This window comes from Streptosporangium fragile, from assembly GCF_039534445.1.
In the GTDB taxonomy this organism is placed as follows: domain Bacteria; phylum Actinomycetota; class Actinomycetes; order Streptosporangiales; family Streptosporangiaceae; genus Streptosporangium; species Streptosporangium fragile.
This window is the reverse complement of the sequence record NZ_BAAAVI010000055.1, coordinates 1-19,634: the sequence shown is the minus strand read 5'-3', so window position 1 is coordinate 19,634 and position 19,634 is coordinate 1. Positions and strand designations below refer to the sequence as shown.

The 19,634-nt window shown below is 73.0% G+C and carries 13 protein-coding genes; 3 read left to right on the top strand and 10 right to left on the bottom strand.

Annotated features, from left to right (window positions below):
* Positions 1–4: 4 nt before the first annotated feature.
* The 4 genes from ABD841_RS29445 to ABD841_RS29430 are packed head-to-tail and all read right to left on the bottom strand — an operon-like array spanning position 5 to position 4,228.
* Positions 5–1,042: a glycosyltransferase family 4 protein gene (locus ABD841_RS29445; protein WP_344978601.1), complete on the bottom strand. Its 1,038-nt coding sequence runs from the start codon at positions 1,040–1,042 to the stop codon at positions 5–7.
* Positions 1,039–2,028 (bottom strand): NAD-dependent epimerase/dehydratase family protein, encoded by a 990-nt coding sequence (locus tag ABD841_RS29440; RefSeq protein ID WP_344978599.1) that lies wholly within the window; start codon positions 2,026–2,028, stop codon positions 1,039–1,041. The genes ABD841_RS29445 and ABD841_RS29440 overlap by 4 nt, the downstream gene beginning before the upstream one ends.
* Before the next feature lie 59 nt (positions 2,029–2,087).
* Positions 2,088–3,053 (bottom strand): NAD-dependent epimerase/dehydratase family protein, encoded by a 966-nt coding sequence (locus ABD841_RS29435; RefSeq protein WP_344978597.1) that lies wholly within the window; start codon positions 3,051–3,053, stop codon positions 2,088–2,090.
* Positions 3,050–4,228 (bottom strand): glycosyltransferase, encoded by a 1,179-nt coding sequence (locus ABD841_RS29430; protein ID WP_344978595.1) that lies wholly within the window; start codon positions 4,226–4,228, stop codon positions 3,050–3,052. The genes ABD841_RS29435 and ABD841_RS29430 overlap by 4 nt, the downstream gene beginning before the upstream one ends.
* Positions 4,229–4,644: 416 nt before the next feature.
* Here ABD841_RS29430 and ABD841_RS29425 point away from each other — a divergent pair, with 416 nt between their 5' ends.
* Positions 4,645–5,904: a hypothetical protein gene (locus tag ABD841_RS29425; RefSeq protein WP_344978593.1), complete on the top strand. Its 1,260-nt coding sequence runs from the start codon at positions 4,645–4,647 to the stop codon at positions 5,902–5,904.
* A 78-nt stretch (positions 5,905–5,982) separates the two neighbouring features.
* Here the strand turns inward: ABD841_RS29425 and ABD841_RS29420 are convergent, their stop codons facing one another.
* The 3 genes from ABD841_RS29420 to ABD841_RS29410 all read right to left on the bottom strand — a co-directional run bounded on the left by ABD841_RS29420 (position 5,983) and on the right by ABD841_RS29410 (position 9,739).
* Positions 5,983–7,401, bottom strand: a complete 1,419-nt coding sequence (locus ABD841_RS29420) for a lipopolysaccharide biosynthesis protein (RefSeq protein WP_344978591.1) — start codon at positions 7,399–7,401, stop codon at positions 5,983–5,985.
* On the bottom strand, positions 7,391–8,545 hold the full coding sequence (locus ABD841_RS29415; protein WP_344978589.1) for a glycosyltransferase: 1,155 nt from the start codon (positions 8,543–8,545) through the stop codon (positions 7,391–7,393). Before ABD841_RS29415 ends, ABD841_RS29420 begins: the two co-directional genes overlap by 11 nt.
* Positions 8,546–8,650: 105 nt before the next feature.
* Positions 8,651–9,739, bottom strand: a complete 1,089-nt coding sequence (locus ABD841_RS29410; protein WP_344978587.1) for a glycosyltransferase — start codon at positions 9,737–9,739, stop codon at positions 8,651–8,653.
* A gap of 459 nt (positions 9,740–10,198) precedes the next feature.
* Between ABD841_RS29410 and ABD841_RS29405 the strand changes: the two genes are divergently transcribed.
* Entirely contained in the window at positions 10,199–11,074 is an 876-nt protein-coding gene (locus tag ABD841_RS29405) for a sulfotransferase family protein (RefSeq protein ID WP_344978585.1), read from the top strand.
* A gap of 63 nt (positions 11,075–11,137) precedes the next feature.
* On the opposite strand, the gene ABD841_RS29400 is transcribed toward ABD841_RS29405, so the two are convergent.
* From ABD841_RS29400 to ABD841_RS29390, 3 genes are all read right to left on the bottom strand, one after another.
* Positions 11,138–13,477 carry a hypothetical protein gene (locus ABD841_RS29400; RefSeq protein ID WP_344978583.1) on the bottom strand — a complete coding sequence of 780 codons (2,340 nt, stop codon included), beginning with the start codon at positions 13,475–13,477 and terminating at the stop codon, positions 11,138–11,140.
* 212 nt (positions 13,478–13,689) lie between these two features.
* Positions 13,690–14,520 carry a class I SAM-dependent methyltransferase gene (locus tag ABD841_RS29395; protein WP_344978581.1) on the bottom strand — a complete coding sequence of 277 codons (831 nt, stop codon included), beginning with the start codon at positions 14,518–14,520 and terminating at the stop codon, positions 13,690–13,692.
* 61 nt (positions 14,521–14,581) lie between these two features.
* Entirely contained in the window at positions 14,582–17,464 is a 2,883-nt protein-coding gene (locus ABD841_RS29390; RefSeq protein WP_344978579.1) for a DUF4082 domain-containing protein, read from the bottom strand.
* A 383-nt stretch (positions 17,465–17,847) separates the two neighbouring features.
* Between ABD841_RS29390 and ABD841_RS29385 the strand changes: the two genes are divergently transcribed.
* Positions 17,848–19,634 (top strand): hypothetical protein (locus ABD841_RS29385; RefSeq protein ID WP_344978577.1); only part of this gene is annotated, 1,787 nt, incomplete at its 3' end.

Sequence of the window (19,634 nt, the reverse complement as noted above, 5' to 3'; positions counted from 1 at the left end):
GGGATCAACGCCGCCTTTCGCGGATTCTCTGGGGAGCATTGGGGCGCTGGACCGGAGAGTCGGCGCGCGCACCCCGCAGCAGGCTGATGAGGATGAGGGTGATCGCTCCGGCCGCGACCACCGCGGTGACGGCCGGCACCCGGCCCAGGACCGTCGCCAGCCACAGGGCACCGGTGACCGCCGAGATCGCGCCCAGCGTCGCGGCGACCAGCCGGGTGCTCAGGCCGATCCCGCGCAGCCGGTGGGACACGTGGTCGGTGCCGCCTCGCAGGGGCGAGCGGCCCGCCAGCGCACGGGAGAGGAACACCACGCAGGTGTCGAAGGTCGCGACGAAGGTGGGCAGCAGCAGCCCGGCGGCCACCGTGTCGGGGTCCCGCCCGACGACCAGGACGACGGCCGAGCAGGAGAGCGTGAAGCCGATGAACAGGGATCCCGAGTCGCCCATGAAGATGCGCGCGGGCGCCCAGTTGTACGGCAGGAAGCCCAGGCCGGCGCAGCCCAGCGCGCACAGCAGCACCGCGAGTTCCGGGCGGTCCTGCACCGCGGCCGTCACCGCCAGGAGACCGGCGGTGACCACGGTCACGGCGCCGAGGGCGCCGTCCATGTTGTCCAGCAGGTTGAAGGAGTTGGTCATCACGACGATCCACACCGTCGTGAAGACGCCGTCCAGCCAGGTCCCCGTCACGGTCACCTGGACGCCGGACAGCACCACCCCGCAGGCCACCACCACCTCCGCGGCCAGTCTGGTGACCGCCGGCAGCGGGGATATGTCGTCGATGAGCCCGAGCAGCGACACCGCCGTGGCGGCCAGCAGGATCGCCGCGAGCTGCAGGTCGGCGAAGCCGAGCGCGGTCACCGTGGGCACGACCGTGCCCACGGTGATGGCGACCCCGCCCAGGTACGGGGTCGGCCGGGCATGGGCCTTGTGCCCGCCGGGGCGGTCGGTGAGGTCCCAGCGCAGCGCCAGGCGCCGCAGCGGGACGATCGCCGTGGCGCTGAGCGCGCAGGCCGCCCCCGCGGCGAGGGCGATCGTCCCGCTCACCGGATGGACGCCGCCGGACCGCCGGTGGCCTCTCTGATGATCTCGGTGAGGATCTCGTCGAGAGTGCGACGCGGGGTCCAGCCGGTGAGCGCGCGGAGCTTCGTCGTGTCGGGAACCCTGCGGGTCATGTCCTCGAATCCCCGCTCGTAGGCTTCGGAGTAGGGGACGAGGTCGATGCCGGACGTGGACCCGGTGAACTCGATGATGAGCTTGGCCAGCTCCAGGATGCTCACCTCGTCGGCGGAGCCGATGTTGAAGGTGTGGCCGATGGCCGCGTCGTTGTCGAGCAGCCGCAGCAACGCGTCGACGACGTCCGCGACGTGCGCGAAGCAGCGGGTCTGGGTCCCGTCGCCGAACACCGTCAGTGGCATGGCCGACAGGGCCTGCCGGACGAGGGTCGGGATGACCATGCCGTAGGTCGAGCTCTGCCGCGGGCCCACGGTGTTGAACAGCCGCACGATGATCGTCGGCAGGCCGCGTTCCTTGTGGTAGGCGTTGGCGAGGATCTCGTCGACGGCCTTGGCGGTGCTGTAGGCCCAGCGGACCACGGCGGGACTGCCGAGGATGCGGTCGGAGTCCTCACGCAGCGCGTCGGAGGAGTTCTTGCCGTAGATTTCGCTCGTGCTGGTGAGCAGGATTTTCTTGCGGTACCGGTGCGCGGCCTCGACCACGATCTCCGAGCCCCGGATGTTGGTGGTCAGGGACCGCAGCGGCTGCTCGACGATCAGCTTGACCCCGACCGCGGCCGCCAGGTGGACGACCACGTCGCACTGGTGGACCAGCTCGTCGACGATCAGCTCGTCGAGGACCGAGCCGTGGACGAACCGCAGGTTCGGATGGGGCCGGAGGTTCTCCAGCCGTCCCGTCGAGAGGTTGTCCAGGGCGACGACGGAGTCGCCGCGGGCGAGCAGGGCATCGGTCAGGTGCGATCCGATGAACCCGCTGCCGCCCGTTATCAGATATTTGGTAGTCGATGGCAAGCTCACAGGCTTTTCTCCTCATCGCATGCTTGTGGAGATGTCCGTTGCCGGGAGGAAACGGCGGCTCAGGCGCGTGCGCCGAGCCCCAGGTCGGCGCCGGGGGCCGACGTCTTCTCGAACCAGGTCACCGTCGCGCGGAGCCCCTCCTCCAGGGAGACGGGGTGCACGCCGGGGAACAGCTCGCGCAGCAGGTGAGGGGAGGCCTGCGACTGGCGGATGTCACCCGTCCGCGGCGGCAGGGTGACCGACTCGACCGGCCGCCCGAGGACCGCGGCGAGGACGTCCATCACGTGCCGCAGGGAGACACGTGTCCCGAACGCCAGGTTCACCGGCGTCATGCTCGTCACCCGGCGGACGGCGGCGTCGACCAGGACCTGGGTCACCGACTCCACGTAGGTGAAGTCCCGAGCCTGGTGACCGTCGCCGTGCAGCGGCACCGGCTCGCCCCGCAGGGCCGCCGAGACGAACGCCGGGATCACGGCCGCGTACGCGTGGCCGGCGGCCTGCAACGGACCGTAGACGTTGAAGAAGCGGAACGGCAGCACCGGCAGCCCGAAGCTGTGCGCGTAGGCCAGCGCGTAGGCCTCCGTGGCGAGCTTGCTGGCCCCGTACGGGCTGAGCGGCCGGGTCGGCAGGTCCTCGTGCTTGTACGGCTCGGGACGGTCGCCGTACACCGACGAGGAGGAGGCCAGGATCACGTGCGGCCTGTTCGCACGGCACGCCTCCAGCACGTGGAGGGTGCCCGTCGCGTTGACGGAGTGCGAGGCCAGCGGGTCGAGAAGCGACCGGGGCACCGACGGGCGGGCGGCCAGGTGGATCACGTGCGTGACGCCCGCCACGAGTTCCGTCAGCAGGTCCCGGTCCAGGATGCTGCCCGTCACGACCTCGGCCTCGACGCCGTCGAGGTTGGCGAGGTTCCCGCTGCTCAGGTCGTCCAGCACGGTGACGTGCCCGACCTCGGGCCGGGCGGTCAGCGCCCGGCAGGTGTGCGCGCCGATGAATCCGGCGCCGCCCGTCACCAGCACTCTCATCGGCGGGCCCCCTCCCGGACGAGGGGCCGGGCGGTCCCGCACAGCGACCGGTAGAGGTTCTCGGTGTCCGAGACGAGGCGGTCCACGCCGAACGCGTACGCCGTCCAGTCGCGGGCCGACTCGCCCATCCGGCGGGCGAGGCCCCGGTCGGAGAGCAGGCGGACGGTGTGCGCGGCCAGCTCGCCCGGGTCGGTCGTCGAGAGCAGGCCGGTGTGCCCGTCCCGGACGACCTCGGCGACGCTTCCCACGCGCGTGGCGACGACCGGCGCGCCGGCCATCCCCGCCTCGATGAGCGACAGAGGCGTGCCCTCGTTGTCGGAGGTCAGCAGGACCACGTCGGCGGCGGCGTAGACGGTCTCCACGTCCTTCCTCCAGCCGACCAGGCGGAAGGAGTCGCGGACGGCTCCGACGCCCCGCTCGACCTGCTGCTCCAGCTCGCCGCGCCCGCACACGACGAAGTGACATTCCGGGATCTGCCTGATCACGGCGCCGGCCACGGCGAGGAACCGGTCGGGCCGCTTCACCTGGGTGAGGCGGCCCACGTACGCCACGACGGGGACGTCCTGCGGCAGCCCCAGCTCGGCACGGGCCTTCCCGCGCTCGGGGACCGGCCCCAGCCGGACCCCGGGCGGGATCACCACGTACTGCGGGGGCCGGCCGATCCCCGCCTGGAGCAGTTCGTCCCGCACCCGGGAGCCCACGGTCACCAGCCGGTCCGACATCGAGGCCAGGAGTCGTTCCGACCGCACGTACAGCCCGCGCTTGACCGGGGAGAAGTATCCGTGCAGGAGGTGCCCGTGGAAGACGTGCACCCGGGCCGAGCCGACGCCGGACAGGCGGGCGGCCACCCGGCCCAGCGCGCCCGCCTTGGCCGTACGGGTGTGCACGATGTGCGGGCGGAACGTCCGCATGGCGCGGATCAGCCAGAAGAGGGCGCGGTGGTCGTCACCCGGCCTGATCGACCGGCCGAGGCCCGGGACCCGGTGCACCCGGGTCTCCGCGTCGCGCAGCCGGAGGTGGTCGCCCTCGTGGTCGTCGACGTAGCCGGTGTAGAGGCGGTGGTCGAACTCCTCCCGGTTCAGCCGCTCGTGCAGTCCTAAGACCTGGGTGGCGGGACCGCCGACGTTCATTCGCGCGATGATCTCCATGACGCGAATCCGGCTATCCGATTTCATTGCGGGCTCCTCGGTGATGGCCTGGTCACGTCGGAGAAGGTAGCTCGCGGTCCTTCCGTTCGCGGCTACTGTTCCGGTGGTGGCGAAATGTTTTCCCTTATTCCTACCTTCGCATGATTCAGTTGAGGCGTCCGCTCGCGCGGCCCGCGTGACGCTCCCGTACCGGCTGGTGGAAATTTCCCGATCCAAGGCGCTATCGACGAGAGGTGTACCGTTCGAGGTGATTTAGTCGATAGATTGCCGGAAAACGGTACGGGTCGGCTGGGAATTTCGGGGGACACACCGGATTAGTTCGGCGTCCTCCCTGGATGAAGCGGGTATCGTGACGATGTTCGCGCCGCGTGAAAGTTTCACCGCGAAGCCTCGGGAGAGCCGCGGATTTCCGCGGGACCGCAGGCCGACTAAGGTGAAATTCCATGGAGTACGTCGTCGTCGCCGCAGTGGCGGTCATTCTCATTCTCCTCGTTCACGCAAGCTTCGGGGAACGGTTGATGTGGCGGGTCCTCCCGGTGCTCGTCCTCGCGTTTGTCGCCCGGCTGGTGGTGCACGCCCTGATGCTGAGAGGCGGCGTCCTCGAATACGGCGGAGACAATTTCGCCTACGAGCTCAGGGCCATGGAGATCGTGGCCTACTGGCGGGCCGAGGGCTTCCGGTTCGTCACGGCCGAGGAGATCCCGTCCCTCCACTCGGCGGCCGGGCCGTGCCACATCTTCGCGCTCGTCGTCTACCTGTGCGGCGGTCCCGCCCCGCTGGCCTGCGCCGCGGTCGTCGCGCTCATCGCCTGCGGGCTGTGCGTGGTGATGTACAAGTTCGCCCGCCTCGTGGGCGCCGACGAGAAGTCGGCCTTCCGGCTGCTGGTGTTCGTGGCGTTCCTGCCCACGCTGCTCGTCCACACCTCCGACACGTTCAAGGACGGCTTCAACGCCTTCCTCGTCCTGATCTGCCTGTGGCTGGCGGCCTCGAACGCGCGGCGCTTCGACCTCCGCAAGGTGCTCGCGCTCGGCCCGCTGCTCTGGGCGCTGTGGTACGTGCGTCCTTACATGGTGTTCATGTGCGCGCTGCCGCTGGTCCTCGGCGTCGTCAAGCCGAAGCGCGCGCTCTCCCTGCGCATGGTGCTCATCTCCCTGGCGGTGCTGACGTTCGCCGGGGTCCACCTCGACGACGCCCTGAACACCGGGCCCCTCGCGACGATGCAGTCGGAGCTGGAGCGCGGCCAGTCGGACAACGTCCGTCTCTCCAACGCCGACGGGGAGTCGGGCGTGATGTTCGACGACGGCGGCAACGTGTGGAACCAGCTCGGGCCCAAGATCCTCTACACCCTGCTCTCCCCGTTCCCCTGGACGGCCGGGAGCATGACACTGCAGCTCGGCAAGATCGAGGTGCTGCTGCTGTACTTCGTCTTCTACTGCGCGGTGCGCGGCGCCCGCCGGCTCTGGCGCCACGACCGCGCGATGCTGCTGCTCCTGTTGCTGTTCATCGTGCCGAGCACGGTCGCCTACGCGACGACCATGGCGAACATCGGCCTGATCTTCCGCCAGCGCATCCCGATCGTGCTGGTCGTCAGCCTGCTCGCCGCCGTGGCGTGGAGCCGGCCGGACCGGCGCGGAGCGGAGTCCCCGGTCTCGCCCGCGGAGGAGCGGACCGGCCCGGAGTCCCCGGTCCCCGGCCGCGGGTAGCGGCGTCACGGGCGGCGGATCCGGCGGATCCGTCGGATCCGCCGGACGTGACCGGTGCGTACCGGGCCCGGATCGCCGTCATCCGGCCTGCCGCGCCGCACGCCGCCCCCGCCGGCCGGTCACCGCGAGGGCGGCCAGCCGGGTGAGCAGCAGGCGCACGTCACCGGGGCGCGGCAGGAACGAGCGCATCGGGATCCCGGCCGAGCGGGCGAACCAGGCGATCTCCAGGACGGCCATGGGGATGTAGGTCGCGGTGGACGCCAGGGAGGCGCCCGCCGCACCCCAGCGGGGGATGAGCACCAGGTTGAGCAGGACGTTCGCGGCGAGGGCGCCGACTGCGATCGCGGTCATGACCATGGGCCGCTCGAGCCGGACGAGATGCTGCTCGACCAGCCGGATCATGGTCAGCGCGACCGCGCCCGGGGCCAGCACCAGCAGCGGGACGACGCTGCCGGCGAAGGACTCCCCGTAGACCAGCGGGACCAGCACCGGTGAGGCGGCGGCGAGCGTTCCGATGAAGGCCGCGGAGATGAGCAGGTTGAGCCGGAGGGTACGGGCCGTGACCTGCTCCGCGTCCCGGGTGTCGGCGCAGGCCTGCCGGGGGAGCGCGACCTGCGCGATCGCGTCGGCCGGTATGCGGGTGAGCGCCAGCACCGTGACGGCGACCGTGTAGATTCCCGCCGCCGCCGCGGAGTCCAGGCCGTCGAGGAGGAGGACGTCGACGGTCATCAGGAAGTGGAAGGCGACCCGCCCGGCGTGGTAGCGGCCGCCGACGGCCAGCTGCCGGCGCGCGAGCCGGGCGTCGCCGCGCAGGGACAGCGGGCGCAGCGTCCAGAGCATCAGGAAGAACGGAACGGTGATGGAGATCGTCCAGCACACGACGACGCTCGTCACCGTGAGGTCACCGATCGCGATGATGACCAGGAGGGGCAGGCACTGGGTCATGGCCGCGGCCAGCGCGCCGCGGTTGACGGCGTCCGCCTGCGAGCGCAGCAGCGCGATGCCGTTGAGGTTGATGGCCGCGACGCCGAACGGGACGGCGAGCAGCGCCAGGCCCATCAGCGGGGAGGCCGTGGGAAGGAGGCCGAGGGCGGTCAGCCCCAGCCCGGCCAGCGCGGACACGCCCCCCAGGGTGAGGCCGAGCACCAGGCTGTTCGAGGTGAGGGCGCGGTGCCGCGCCCGGTCCGCCCACATCGAGATCTGCGACCTCTCGACGGAGAGGTGCCCCAGGATCATGGCCATCGACGCCGCGGTCGCGATGACCGCGTAGGTCCCCCGCCCTTCGGGCTGGAGGGTGCGCGCGATCAGCATGCCCGTCACCGTCGCCAGCAGCAGCCGGAGCGTCCGGCTCGCCACGCTCCTGGCGACGACGCCCGCCGCGGAACCCTCTTCCGGCGGGCCGGGCGCCGGGCCGCGCTCCGCCGCCGCGGACCGGCGGGCCTCCGGCGGGTGCGTCACGGCGGGGGTGGAGGTGCCGCCGTCACGGTTACCGGGCACGGCGGGCCTCCAGGAGCCGCCCGTACAGCGCGAGGTGCGCGTCGACCATGACGTCCAGCCCGAGGTTCTTCCTCGCCCACGCGAGCGCCGCGTCCGCCAGGGAGGCGGCGAGAACCGGATCGTCGAGCAGCCGGGCGATCCCGTCGGCCAGGGCCTGCGGGTCCGCGGCGGGGACGAGGATTCCGCGGTCGCCGAGGAGTTCGGCGGTGCCGCCGACCGCGGTGGCGACGACGGGCCGGCCCGCCGCCATCGCCTCCATGACCGCGTTGCTCAGGCCCTCGGAGAGCGAGGGGAGGACCACCACGTCCGCGCGGGCCAGGAACCCCCTGACGTCGCCCCGGACGCCCGCGAAGCGGACGTCGGCGCCGGAGGCGTCCACCCGCCCTTCGAGGCGGCCGCGTTCCGGCCCGTCGCCGACGAGCACGAACGTGCACGGCCGTCCCCGGCGGGCGAGGTCGGCGGCCGCCTCGACGAGGACGCGGTGCCCCTTCTCCGGGCTCAGCCGCGCGACGCACACCACCACGGGGAACGCGGTGTCGACCTGTTCCGGCTCGACCGGATCGAACGCCGGGGCGGGCAGACCGTTGTAGATCACGCTCAGCTTGCGGGTGGGCACACCGTCGGCCGTATGGGCGTCCTCCGCCAGGGCCGCCGCGTTGACGGCGACGTGGTCGACGATCAGGTTCAGGGCGCCTTCGAGGGGGCGGAGCCACCGGCGCCGGCGTTCGAGCCGGCTCTGGTTGCGCCGCCCCGCCACCGTGACCGGCACCCCGGCCAGCCGGGCGGCGGGGGCACCCAGGACGTAGCCCTCGCGCAGGAACGCGTGCAGCACGTCGGGCCGGAGCCGCCGCAGCAGGCCGACGAGGCGGGCGAAGGCCCGCGCGTTCTCGGCCGCCGCCCGTGGGCGCGGCGGCCGGCGGGTGAAGCCGAGATGGTGCACCCCGACCCCGGCGGCGCGCAGCTCCGGTTCGTGCGGCCCGTCCTTCGACAGGAGCAGCACGTGAACCTCGACGCCCCTGCCGCGCAGCTCCCGCGCGAGCAGGGACAGCTGGCGCTGGGTGCCGCCCATCCCCAGGTGCCCGATGAGAAAGGCGACGGACCGGACCTGAGCGCGGCCTCCCGCCGCCGTGGCGGAACCTTCCACGTTCCCACCTTCCGCTTTCGTGATCTTACGGGGGCGCCCGTCGTGAGGTGCGTGCCGGACGCGGGAAAGGGGGCGCCTTCCCCGGGGGCCCGCGCCCGCGCCCGGCTACGGGCAGACCTCGTCGTACAGGCTGTCGAACCAGGCCGCCGTCCGGCCGATGTCCACCAGGTCAGCGCGGTCCAACGCCCCCCGGCGGAGGTGCGCGTGGATCTCGGGCCGCATCGCCCGCAGGATGTCCTCGGCGAGCGCCCCGGGGTCGCCGGGCGGGGTCAGCAGGCCGTTCCCGCCGTGCTCGACCAGGTCCGGCACCCCGCCGACGGCGGTGGACACCACCGGCACGCCCGCGGCGAGAGCCTCCATGACGACGACGGGAAGCCCCTCGTAGGAGGAGCTGAGCACCAGGAGATCGGCGGACGCGATCAGGCGGGCCGCGTCCGGCACGCTCCCGAGGAAGCGCACGGCCTCCGACCGGAGCGCGGCGACGCGGCGGGCCGTCTCGTCGTGCAGGGGGCCGGACCCGGCGATCAGGAACATGGCGCGCGGGTCGCGGGCGATCACCCTGGCCGCCGCCTCGACGAGCAGGGCGTGGTTCTTCTGGGGGCGGAAGTTGGCGACGTGCACGATGAGGAAGGCCCACTCGGGAACGTTCCACTCCTGCCGGATCCGTGCGGCGTCCGCGGCCCACCCGCGCTGCCGCCCGACGTCGACGCCGTGGATCCGGGTGGCCAGACCGCGGGTTCCCCGGCCGGTGAAGGCACGGGCGACCTGCGGGGACACGGCCACGGTCCGGGTGTCCAGCCACCCGGTGGACCGGTCGAGCAGCATCGTCGGCAGGCGGTACCGCACGTTGTGCACGGTCGAGACCAGCGCGGGCCGGGGCCGCCAGAGCCGGGACACCGGCCGCAGCAGTGACGCGGGGAGAGGGGAGTGGAGGTTGAGGACGTCGGGCCGGAGCCGCCGGACGACCCCCACGAGCCGGGGGAGGCGGAGCGCGGGCGGGCACGCGGTGAGGTCGACGACGGTTATCCCCGCCCCCCGCAGCCGCCGGATGAGCCCGTCGGCGGACGCCCGCAGGCACACGACCGTGTAGCGCTTGGCCCCGGGAGGCGCGGCCAGCAGCCTCTCGACGAGCAGGACCTCCGCGCCTCCGACGTCGAGCGTCTTGATCACTTCGCAGACGTGGAGTTTCCTCATGGCGCGCCCCCGCGAAGGCCTCGTCCCCCGCCGATCGGCGGCAGGGCGCGCGCGGTGCCCGGCGGTTCCGTCCGGCGCGCGGCGGACGGCCGGGCGGATGCTCCGGGCGTGAGCCGAATTCTCGTGTTCATCCGCGTCATCATCGCCACCCGGGAACCCGCAGCGGTGGCGGCGCTCCGTGACCACAAGATCGTGGACACAAGAGATGGTGCAGTCGTTCCCCTGGCATTACCGGCAGATCAGGCGGGCGCCGCGCGGCGCGGGCACGCCCGGCCGGGCGACACGGTTCACACCCGGCCTCCACCACCAACGCCGCCGTTGGCCTTACCGTCGATCTCAACCGACCTTGACCGAACACGCCGTGATACCGGGCCTGTCCCGTACCGATCGGGGGCCCGTGCCGGCTCATCTCCCCGTGTTTCGGCTTGTATCCGAGTCTTATTCAAGTGGGGAGGCTGTGTGCGCAGCTTTCTGATCGGCACCGGACGATGCGGTTCCACGCTCGTCTACGAGGTGCTCGCCCGTCACCCGCAGGTGGGGTTCGTCTCCGGCCTGGACAACCGCTGGGCGCGGACCCCGGGGCCGGTACGACGGCACGGCGGAACGATCTACCGTCGGATCCCGCCGGGCCTGGCACTGCGGAGCGGCATGCGTTTCGGGCCCTCGGAGGCGTACGCGGCGCTCAGCCGCGAGGTCTCTCCCGTGATCGCCGACCCGTTCCGGGACCTGACCGCCGCCGACGCCACCCCGTGGCTGGCGGCGCGTCTGAGGAGGTTCTTCCGGAACCGGGCGTCCGGGGGGCCGGAGCACTTCATGCACAAGTTCACCGGTTGGCCGCGCGCCGGGCTCCTGCACGAGGTGTTTCCCGACGCCCGCTTCGTGCACATCGTGCGCGACGGGCGCGCCGTGGCCAACTCCCTGGCGCAGATGCCCTGGTGGCGCGGGCACCTCGGACCTGAGGGCTGGCGGTTCGGCCCCCTGCCGAGCGGCTACGCCGAGGAGTGGGACGAGGCGGGGCGGTGCATGGTGCACCTGGCCGGCATCGGCTGGAAGACGATGATGGACGCCTACGAGACCGCGCGGGAGGCCGTGCCGGCCGAGCTCTGGCTCGAACTGCGGTACGAGGACGTGCTCGCCGATCCGCGTAAGCACCTGGACATGATCCTGCAGTTCCTCGGGCTTCCCTGGACCGCCGGCTTCGAGCGGGACCTCGCCCGCCGGACGTTCTCCGGGAGGCGGGCCGAGGCCTTCCGGGAGGACCTCACCCCGCGGCAGCTCGCGCTGCTGGACCGTTCTCTCTCCGGGCACCTGCACCGGTACGGTTACCGGCTCTGACGCCGTCCGGGGCCCGGTCTCCCGCAGGAGGCCGGGCCCCGGACGTCACCGGTGCCCGCCGCGTCACCGCAGCTCGTAGACGGCGCAGTCACCGGAGCGGTGCCGCAGTGTCGCGAAGGCGCCCAGGTCCGGGCTCGCGCCCGCCAGGCGCTCGTTCACGAACAGCCAGCGCACCCCGTAGCCGTCGCGCAGCCGCCGGACCGCCTCCGCCGAGGGCGCCCGGAACACCGCGTCGTTCGCCCGGAGCCGCTCGGGGTCCCAGAACGGCAGGTACTCGGCGACCTGGCCGGTCCGCCAGCTGTCCATGTTCGCCGCCGTGTAGGTCCACCCCTCGACCAGCACGCGCCGCTCGGTCAGCGCCGCCACCCAGAACTCCCGGCCGTCGCACGGGTCCTCGTACCCCAGGCGGCAGTGCAGGTTCGTGGCGACCACGTCATCCGGGGTGGAGTGGGCGCGCAGCCACCGCCCCGCGGTGAGGGCGCCGGCGGGGATCGCCTCGGCCGGGGGTTTCCCGTTGGCGTCCTGAGCCTGACCCGTCGGCACCCGGTACGTGCCGGGCAGGACGCGCGTGACCCAGGCGGCGGGCGTGCCGGCGGCCGTGACCAGGCAGATCACCAACGCCCAGGTGCGGAGCCTGCCCTGGCCCGCGGCGCGCAGCAGGACGGCGGCCAGCCCGGCGACCCCCGCCAGGGCGAGGTACGGCAGGTACAGCACGACGCCCGGCCGGCCGGCCTCCAGCGGCACGGCGACCCCGCAGAGCACGCGGATGAGGTAGACGGCCGCGACCCCGGCGGCGGCTGCGCCCGCCACGGCGCGGAGCGGCACCCCGGCCCGCCGCACGATCGCGACGAGCCCGCAGGCCGCGGCCATCGCCAGGTAGGGGTGGGGCGCCTGCAGGAAGTAGCCCTGGGACAGGTGCGGGTGGCCCAGCGCCAGCGCCGCGCCCAGGCCCGCCACGCCCATGCCGAGCGCGAGGACCACCCCGGGCCGCAGGAGCGTCCGCGGGCGGCCGAGCAGCCCGAGGATCCCGCACCAGGTGATCGCCGCGCACATGAGGCAGAGCAGCGTGACGCCGAGCACCGAGGCGGCCGGTTCCACGGCGCCCGGACCGGTCAGCTCGGCGAGGCTCTCACGCATGATGGAGAGCGGATCGACGACGATCCCCTGCCGCACGCCGCCGAAGAGCACGAACTGCGCGAAGAGCAGGCACACCGCGGTCATCCCGAGCGCGCGGAGCGCGACCTTGGGCAGGCGCAGCCGCCAGAGCGCCTGGACCGCGGCCACCGCCGCCAGGCCCGCGGTGAGCAGCGGCAGGTAGGTGGCCTTGGCGCCCATGACCGCCACGAGGAGGATCCCCAGCAGCAGCCAGGCCCGCCGCCCGCGCCGTCGGCGTTCGAGGAGGTCGAGGAGGACCACGACGATCGCCGCGAAGAACACCGCCCCGAAGGTCTGCGTCGGGCTCGACCACGACTGGACGGTCTTCCAGGTGAACACCCCCGGGACCGTGCCCAGGAAGAGGTTCGGGGCCGTGACGAGGACCGTGCTCACCAGGGCGATCAGCGCGCCCGCCCACGATCCCGTGACCCGCCTGCCCGCCGCGGCGAGGAGGACGGCGAGCGCGGCCAGCATGGGCAGCATGCCCAGGCGCAGCACCAGCACCAGCGGCTCGACCCCGGTCGTCCAGCTCGCCGCCGCCAGGTGCGCGTAGACGAACCAGTGGTAGACCAGGGGCTCCCCGGCGACCGTGGGCACCATGGGCGGCACGTGGTGGCGGAGCTCGCCCACCAGCGCCAGGTGGAACGGCATGTCGACGAACGTCGTCCCCAGCGCGGGCCAGGTCAGGGCCTGGGTCCTGAAGAAGTTGACGGCGCTCCACACGACGAGGTAGGCGACGACCAGCGCGATCGACCACGGCCACCACCACGGCGCCCGATCCGCGGGGAGGCGGCCCGCCCTGCTCCGCCAGTGCGCGCGCAGCCGGGGGACCGCCAGGAACGCCGCGTAGGTGGCGATCGGCCACGCCACGACGAGCAGGGGCGCCCCGGCGGCGCGGGCCGCGACGTAGGCGAACACCTCCAGGGCGTAGCCGAGGACCACGCCGAGCGCGATCTCCTCCGCGGGCGTGCGCGCGCGCCCGTACAGGGCCCTGACCAGCAGGACGCCCGGCAGCGCGACACCCAGCGTGATGTGGGCGCAGAAGAGGGCGAGGTCCCGGGCTGAGACGCCGTAGTGGAGCAGCACCGGCACGGTGAGGGCGGCGACGGACGCCGCGGGCAGCCACCGGGTCAGGCGTGCCCGGGGCGGGACGGGGGCTGCCCGGGACGGGAGCCCGTCCGGCGGAGCCTCCCGCACGGGGGCGAGAGGGCTCGGCGCGGAGCGTGGAGAGGGCGGAGCTTCGGCCATGGCCGCAAGCCTGACGACACGGACGCCGCGTACGGGGGTGGACGTCCCGGAACGACGATCTTCTTGCCAGTCCTTTGCGGGGGTTTGAGACCGGGCGCGACCGCGGCGCCGACGCGGTGCGGGCGTGGTGCCGGCGCCGCGCGGGCGTGGTGCCGGCGCGGTGCGGACCGCCCGCGGTGCCGGGCGGGGCCGCGGTGCCGGGGTGGTGCGGGCTACCCGCCGTTCACCTCCTCGGCCAGGCGGAGACCCGGCCCGGTGACGCCGATGTACTTCCCCTGGTATTCGAAGACGCGGAAGTGGGGTTGCCGCTCCGCGTACTCCCGGAAGACCAGGTCGTCCTGGATGTCGTCCATGACGAAGACGTGGCCGTCCGCCAGGTGGGACGCGGACCTGCGGATGAAGAACTCCCTGCCCTGGCGGGTCTTGTCGGAGTCGTAGTGCACCAGGTCCACCTTCGTCCCGGGGAGCAGGATCTCCTCCAGGTTGCGCCGGTCGCCCCTGGTGCGCAGGGTCCACGCGTCCCGCAGCCCGTCGGGGACGACGCAGCCGATGTACCGCTCGGGGTCGGGAAGGCGGAAGAACGGGAAGTCGCTGGAGTGCAGGTGGCCGGTCCCGTTCGCCCGCATCGCGGCGAGGACGGCCGAGGTGGACCAGCCGGCGGCCACCCCGGTCTCCAGCGCGGTCGCCGGGCGCAGGATCCGCGTCAGGAGGTACAGCAGCTCGATCCCGCCCGGTCCGCCCAGGTCGACGCCGGCCGCCCGCAGCCGCTCCACCGTGGGCCGGGCCGACGCGGCGAGGGACCGCGCGAACTCCGTGCTCTCCCGCCACAGGGCAGCGTCGACGCGTTCCCCCCAGGCATGCAGGTCCTCGGCCCGGCTCGCGGCCCACGCGGTGGCGGCCCTCGTCTCCCGGCCGTGGCCCGCGCCCAGCCGCAGCCACACCTTGCGCGCCATGACCGGCAGGTAGCCGGGGCGCACGCTGTTGCGGACGACGACGGAGACGCTCATGGGCGGCATCGCGCCCGTTCCCTTGGCACGTGACATATCTGCTCCTTCCGACCGGCCGGGCCCGCCGTCGCGGTGGGGCCCGGCTGCGATCACTCGGCTAGCCCTGGTTGGGGTTGAACAGCACGTCGACCCAGTAGTTGGTGGACTGGTAGGTGTTGGTGGGGAAGGCGTTGGCCGTGCTGTAGCGGTACACGCCGTTGCCGCCCTGCTCGCCGTCCGCCAGCGCGAGGAGGGGGCCGCGGACGTACCGCGTGGTGAAGTACGGCCTCGTCGTCGAGTAGTTCCCCGCCGGGGCGAGGTACGAGGCGACGTAGGTGGTGTTGGCGGTGACCGGGACGGGCGTCGCGAAGTTCACCTGCTGCCACCCGGAGGCGGTCTCGCCGGTGAAGGTCGCGCTCCGCAGCAGCTGGCCGCCGGCCGTCCACAGGCTCCCGACATGGGTTCCGGTGTTCTCCGGCGCCTTGTAGAACCGGATCCCGGTGACGGTGCCGTCGGCGATCGCCTGGAACTTCACGCCGACCACGGTCGCCTTGGGGTCGCCGGAGGTGGGGAGCGCGGGCTCGTCCGTGTCGTCCCACAGCGTGCTCGATGGCGTGAAGACGACGTCGACCCAGTAGTTGGTGGACTTGAAGCTGGCGGTGGGGAAGCCGCTGGACGCGCCGTAGCGGTACACGCCGTTGCCCCCCGAGGAGCCGCTGGAGAGCGCGGTGAGCGCCCCGCTCCCGTAGTTCCTGGTGAAGTAGGGCCTCGTTATCGAGTAGTTCCCCGCCGGGGCGTAGTACGAGGCGACGTAGGTGGTGTCGGAGCTCACCGGGACCGGGGAGGAGAAGTTCACCTGCTGCCAGCCGCTCGCCGTCTCGCCGGTGAACGTCGCCGTCGCCAGCAGCTGCCCCGAGGCGGTCCACAGGTTGCCGATGTGCGTGCCCGTGTTCTGCGGGCCCTTGTAGAACCGGATCCCGCTGATGTGGCCCGGGCTCGTGGCCTGGAACTTCACGCCGAGTTCGACCCCGGCGGGGTCGCCGCTGGAGACGATCGCCGGCGTGGTGGTCGACGGCCAGATGGTGCAGGGGCAGGCGGCGACGACGGTGATCATCCGTTCGTTCGGGCTGGTCTGGATGTTCCCGCTGTCGTCGACCGCCCGGGACATGATCGTCACCGGCCCCGGGGCGCCCGTGGTCCAGCTGTACTGCCAGTTCGTGCGGCCCTTCGCCTGGAACCAGCGGGTGCCGCCGTCGAAGGAGACCTCGACGGCGGCCACCACGCCGCCGCCGGTGTCGGTCGCGGTCCCCTGGACCGAGATGGTCGTCCCGCTCGGGGCGGACGCGTTCGGCGACGGGGTGTCGACCACCGACGTCGGGGGAGAGGTGTCGGTCGACGCGGTCGCCGGGACCAGGCCCGGCTGCAGGCTCGCCGGCTGGGCCCCCATGTCCGCGAAGAGGTTGACCGTCGCCTGCTGGGCTCGCACGTCCGTGGGCATGCCCGCCCGGTCGTGCACGGCGTCGAGCGCCCACGACCACTGCGTGGTGCCCGCGCCGAAGACGAGCGCGCCGTTCGGGCGCTGCTTGTACAGGGACAGGTTGTGCGTGGCGACCCCGGCGCCGTAAGCGGTGCCGAAGTTGAGCAGGTATCTCGACATCCGGCCGACCACCGTCCGGGAGTACCGGACCAGCCCCGGCGGCGAGAACTCGGTGTCGGGGGCCTCGTCCCACTCGTAGCCGAGGATCCCGGCGGGGAAGATCGCCGTCTGGCCCGGCTGGAGGTTCGCCACGGAGGTGTTGCGCCACAGCCGCATGGGGGCGAACTCGTGGGAGACGATCATCGAGTCGGCGACGGTTCCGTTGACCCGGAACAGGGTGCCGGTCAGCGCGTTCTCCGGCCTGCCCCCGTCCGAGGGCGGGGAGAAACGCGGGTCGCGCCAGGTCCCGGTCCACTGCGGGCTCGGATCGATCTTGGCGTTCGCCAGCGTCTCCTTGTAGCAGACGAGCGTCCGGAACGGGGTGTCCGTCCCGTCGATGCTGTTCTCCCAGCGGGTCTTCCAGAAGACCTCGTTGGCGGAGAAGAAGGCCATGTGGACGCCCGCGTCGCGGGCGTCCCGGACGTTGTCCCGCATCTCGTTGGACCAGTACTCGTCGTGGCCGACGGACAGGAACGCCCGGTGCCCCAGCAGTCCCGCCGGCCGGCTCGCGGTGTCGACGTTGGAGGTGTAGGAGACGTCGTACCCGTTGGCCTCCAGCCACCTGACCATCGGGTACTCGGAGTTGAAGAAGTAGCTCTCCCGCGAGCCGCTGACGGTGCCGGCCCGGCTGAGGACGGGCCGGTTGTAACTGACCTTGAAGGCGCGGCCCGCGGGGCTGCCGGAGTAGAGGCTGTTGCCGCCGTAGGTGTTGTACGCCTGCCAGGTGGCGTCGGAGGTCTGGAAGAGCAGGTCCGCCCCCCGGTCGTCGTTCCGGACGACGAACAGGATCTGGCTGGCGCCGGCCGTGCCGTCCTCGCGGACCAGCTTCGCGCTGTAGACGCCGGAGACGGCGTCGGCCGGGACCGCCCAGGAGGCCGACACCGCCCAGCCGCCGCAGTCGACCAGCCCGGTCGTGTTGTCCCGCGCGCACTCGGGCTGGAGCTGGGGCAGCGGGGCGGACGGCTCGATCGTCGTGATCATGCGGGCGCCCATGCCGCCGTAGTAGCCGATGCGGTAGATGTCGACCCGGTAGTCGCTCGCGTCGGTGTTCACCTTGAAGTCCACGGTCTCGCCCGCGTCGACGCTCATCCGCGTCGTGTACCCCAGGATGCCGGTGCTGCCCCCGCCCGGGACGTCCCACTCGCTGGCCGGGCTGCCGGGCAGGCTGTTCTCCAGGCAGATGACGGAGTCGGGCGGGCAGGCCAGCGCCGCCCGCCCGGCCGCCGCGGTCGCCGCCTCGGCGGCCTTCCCGGCGAACCCCCGGGCGGGGACCTGGCCGGGGCCGAGCAGGCACGCCACGGCCATGACGGCCACCCCCAGGACCGGCGGTACGAGACGGAACGTTCGTCTCCCTCTGGAACGGGCTCTTCCCCCGTCTCTGGCCATGGCGCGACCCCCGACGCGATCTCGGCGAGCTCCCGGCCGATATGAAGATCACGGGAGCAAGCGAAATATAACGACGCGCTCGTCGCGGTCCTCGTCACGTGTGAAGAATGGCGATTTCCCGCCAGGACGGGCGGTAACGCCGATTCCTCCCCGGCGGCGCCCACGCCGGTGATCATGCCCGTCCCACGGAATCGTGGCGAACGCGGGCCGTTCTCCCCGGGCCGCACAACGCGGTGCCAAGAAACGGCCGCGGTCCGGCGTCCCGGCCCATCCCGGGCGACCGTTTCACCAGGCTTGCGCCCATGGACACAGCCTCGCCCGCCCGGCGGCCCGCGCCGGGCCGCCCCGACCCCGCGTCAGCCGTACCGCAGGACAGGCCCGCGCCGTGCGGCGGGCGCGTGGACGGGCGGACGACCTCGCCGTGGAGGTGGCTGCCGGCCGCCCTCGCGGTGGCCTTCACCGCCGTCGTGCTGCACCGGTACGGCGTCTCCGCCGCCGACACGGCCGTCTTCGCCGCCTACGTCGTCGCCGGCCTGGCCGTGCCCGGCACGCTGGTGATCCGCGCCCTGTTCGCCGGGACGCGCACGCGCGCCGAGGAGATCGCGCTCGGCGTGACGCTCGGCTACGCGGTGGAGATCTTCACCTACCTCGCCGCCCGCGCCCTCGGGGCGCCGATGCTCGTCGCGCTGTGGCCGGCCGTCACCTGCGCGCTCTTCCTCACCGTGCCCCGGCTGCGCCGGCACTGGCGGGGCGGTCCCGCGCTCAGGACGCCGCCGTGGTGGTCATGGGGCGCCGCGCTCGCCGTGATGTTCCTGGTGGCCTGGGGCGCCGTCAGGTTCTTCGGCACCCACGCCCTCACCTGGCCGGCGCTCGGCGCGGCGGCGCCCGACATGCCGTTCCACCTGGCGCTGGTGGGTGAGCTCCGCCACCACGTGCCGCCCACGGTGCCCGCGGTCGCCGGGGAACCCCTGCTGTACCACTGGTTCGTCTACGCGCACCTGGCGGCGGCGAGCTGGACGACCGGGATCGAGCCGCTGGTGCTGCTGTTCCGCCTGGGCATGCTGCCCATGCTGGCCGCGCTCGTCGTGCTGGTGGGGATGACGGGACGCCGCCTCACGGGCTCGTGGGCCGGCGCGGCGATCGCGGTCACCGGGACCGTCCTCGCCGGGGCGCCGAGCCTGTACCTCGGCACCAACGGGGTGTTCACCTGGGGCGGCATCCCGGACACCGCGTGGACCAGCCCCACCCAGACGCTGGGCGCCCTGCTGTTCGCCCCCGTCGTCCTGCTCGTCGTCGACCTCTTCGGGCGCCGGCGCCGGCGCCCGGGGAACCTGCTCCTGCTGGCGGTCTTCCTCCTGGCGGTCACCGGCGCCAAGGCCACCTACCTGCCGCTGCTGGGCGCCGGGCTCGCGGCGGTGGCCGCGGTCGAGCTGGTCCGCCGGCGCGGGCCGTCCCGGCCCACGCTCATCGCCCTCGGCATGACCGCGCTGTGCCTGCTCTTCGCGCAGTTCGTGCTGTTCGGCCGCGCGCAGCAGGGACTGCTCGCCGACCCCCTGTCCTTCGTGCGGATCCTGTGGCGGGAGCTGACCGGCGCGGCCGACGGGGCCGAGCCCGCCACGTCCGCGCTGCTGGGGCTCGCCTCCGTCTGCCTGCTGTGCTGGCTCGTCGCCTGGTCCGGGATCCTCGGGCTGCTCGCCCGGCCGCGGCTGCTCGCCCGGCCGGGGACGGTCCTGGCACTCGGCATGGGCGCGGCGGGCCTGGGCGCGGTCCTCCTGCTCGGGCACCCGGGCCGCAGCCAGCTGTTCTTCCTGTGGGGGGCCTACCCCTACCTGGCGACCGCGGCGGCCTGCGGGATCCTCGCCCTGCTGCGGCGGGCCGGGACGACGCGGCGGGCGGCGGCGGGCGCGGCCGGCGCCGGGCTGGCCGCCGCCTACCTGATCCCCGTCCTGTGCGGGGTACGGATCCCGCTGGCCCCCGGCCAGGACGGCGCGCTCCTCTACCGGCCCTACCTCGTCCTGCTGGCCGTCACCGCCGGAGCGGGCGCGGTCCTGGCCGTCAGGCTGCGGCCCCTGCTCGCCGCGGCCCTCGT

Excerpts from the sequence above, each read along its gene's own strand:
- ABD841_RS29435 (WP_344978597.1), bottom strand. The coding sequence starts at position 3,053 with ATGAGAGTGCTGGTGACGGGCGGCGCCGGATTCATCGGCGCGCACACC.
- ABD841_RS29430 (WP_344978595.1), bottom strand. The coding sequence starts at position 4,228 with ATGAAATCGGATAGCCGGATTCGCGTCATGGAGATCATCGCGCGAATG.
- ABD841_RS29425 (WP_344978593.1), top strand. The coding sequence starts at position 4,645 with ATGGAGTACGTCGTCGTCGCCGCAGTGGCGGTCATTCTCATTCTCCTC.
- ABD841_RS29410 (WP_344978587.1), bottom strand. The coding sequence starts at position 9,739 with ATGAGGAAACTCCACGTCTGCGAAGTGATCAAGACGCTCGACGTCGGA.
- ABD841_RS29400 (WP_344978583.1), bottom strand. The coding sequence starts at position 13,477 with ATGGCCGAAGCTCCGCCCTCTCCACGCTCCGCGCCGAGCCCTCTCGCC.
- ABD841_RS29395 (WP_344978581.1), bottom strand. The coding sequence starts at position 14,520 with ATGTCACGTGCCAAGGGAACGGGCGCGATGCCGCCCATGAGCGTCTCC.
- ABD841_RS29390 (WP_344978579.1), bottom strand. The coding sequence starts at position 17,464 with ATGGCCGTGGCGTGCCTGCTCGGCCCCGGCCAGGTCCCCGCCCGGGGG.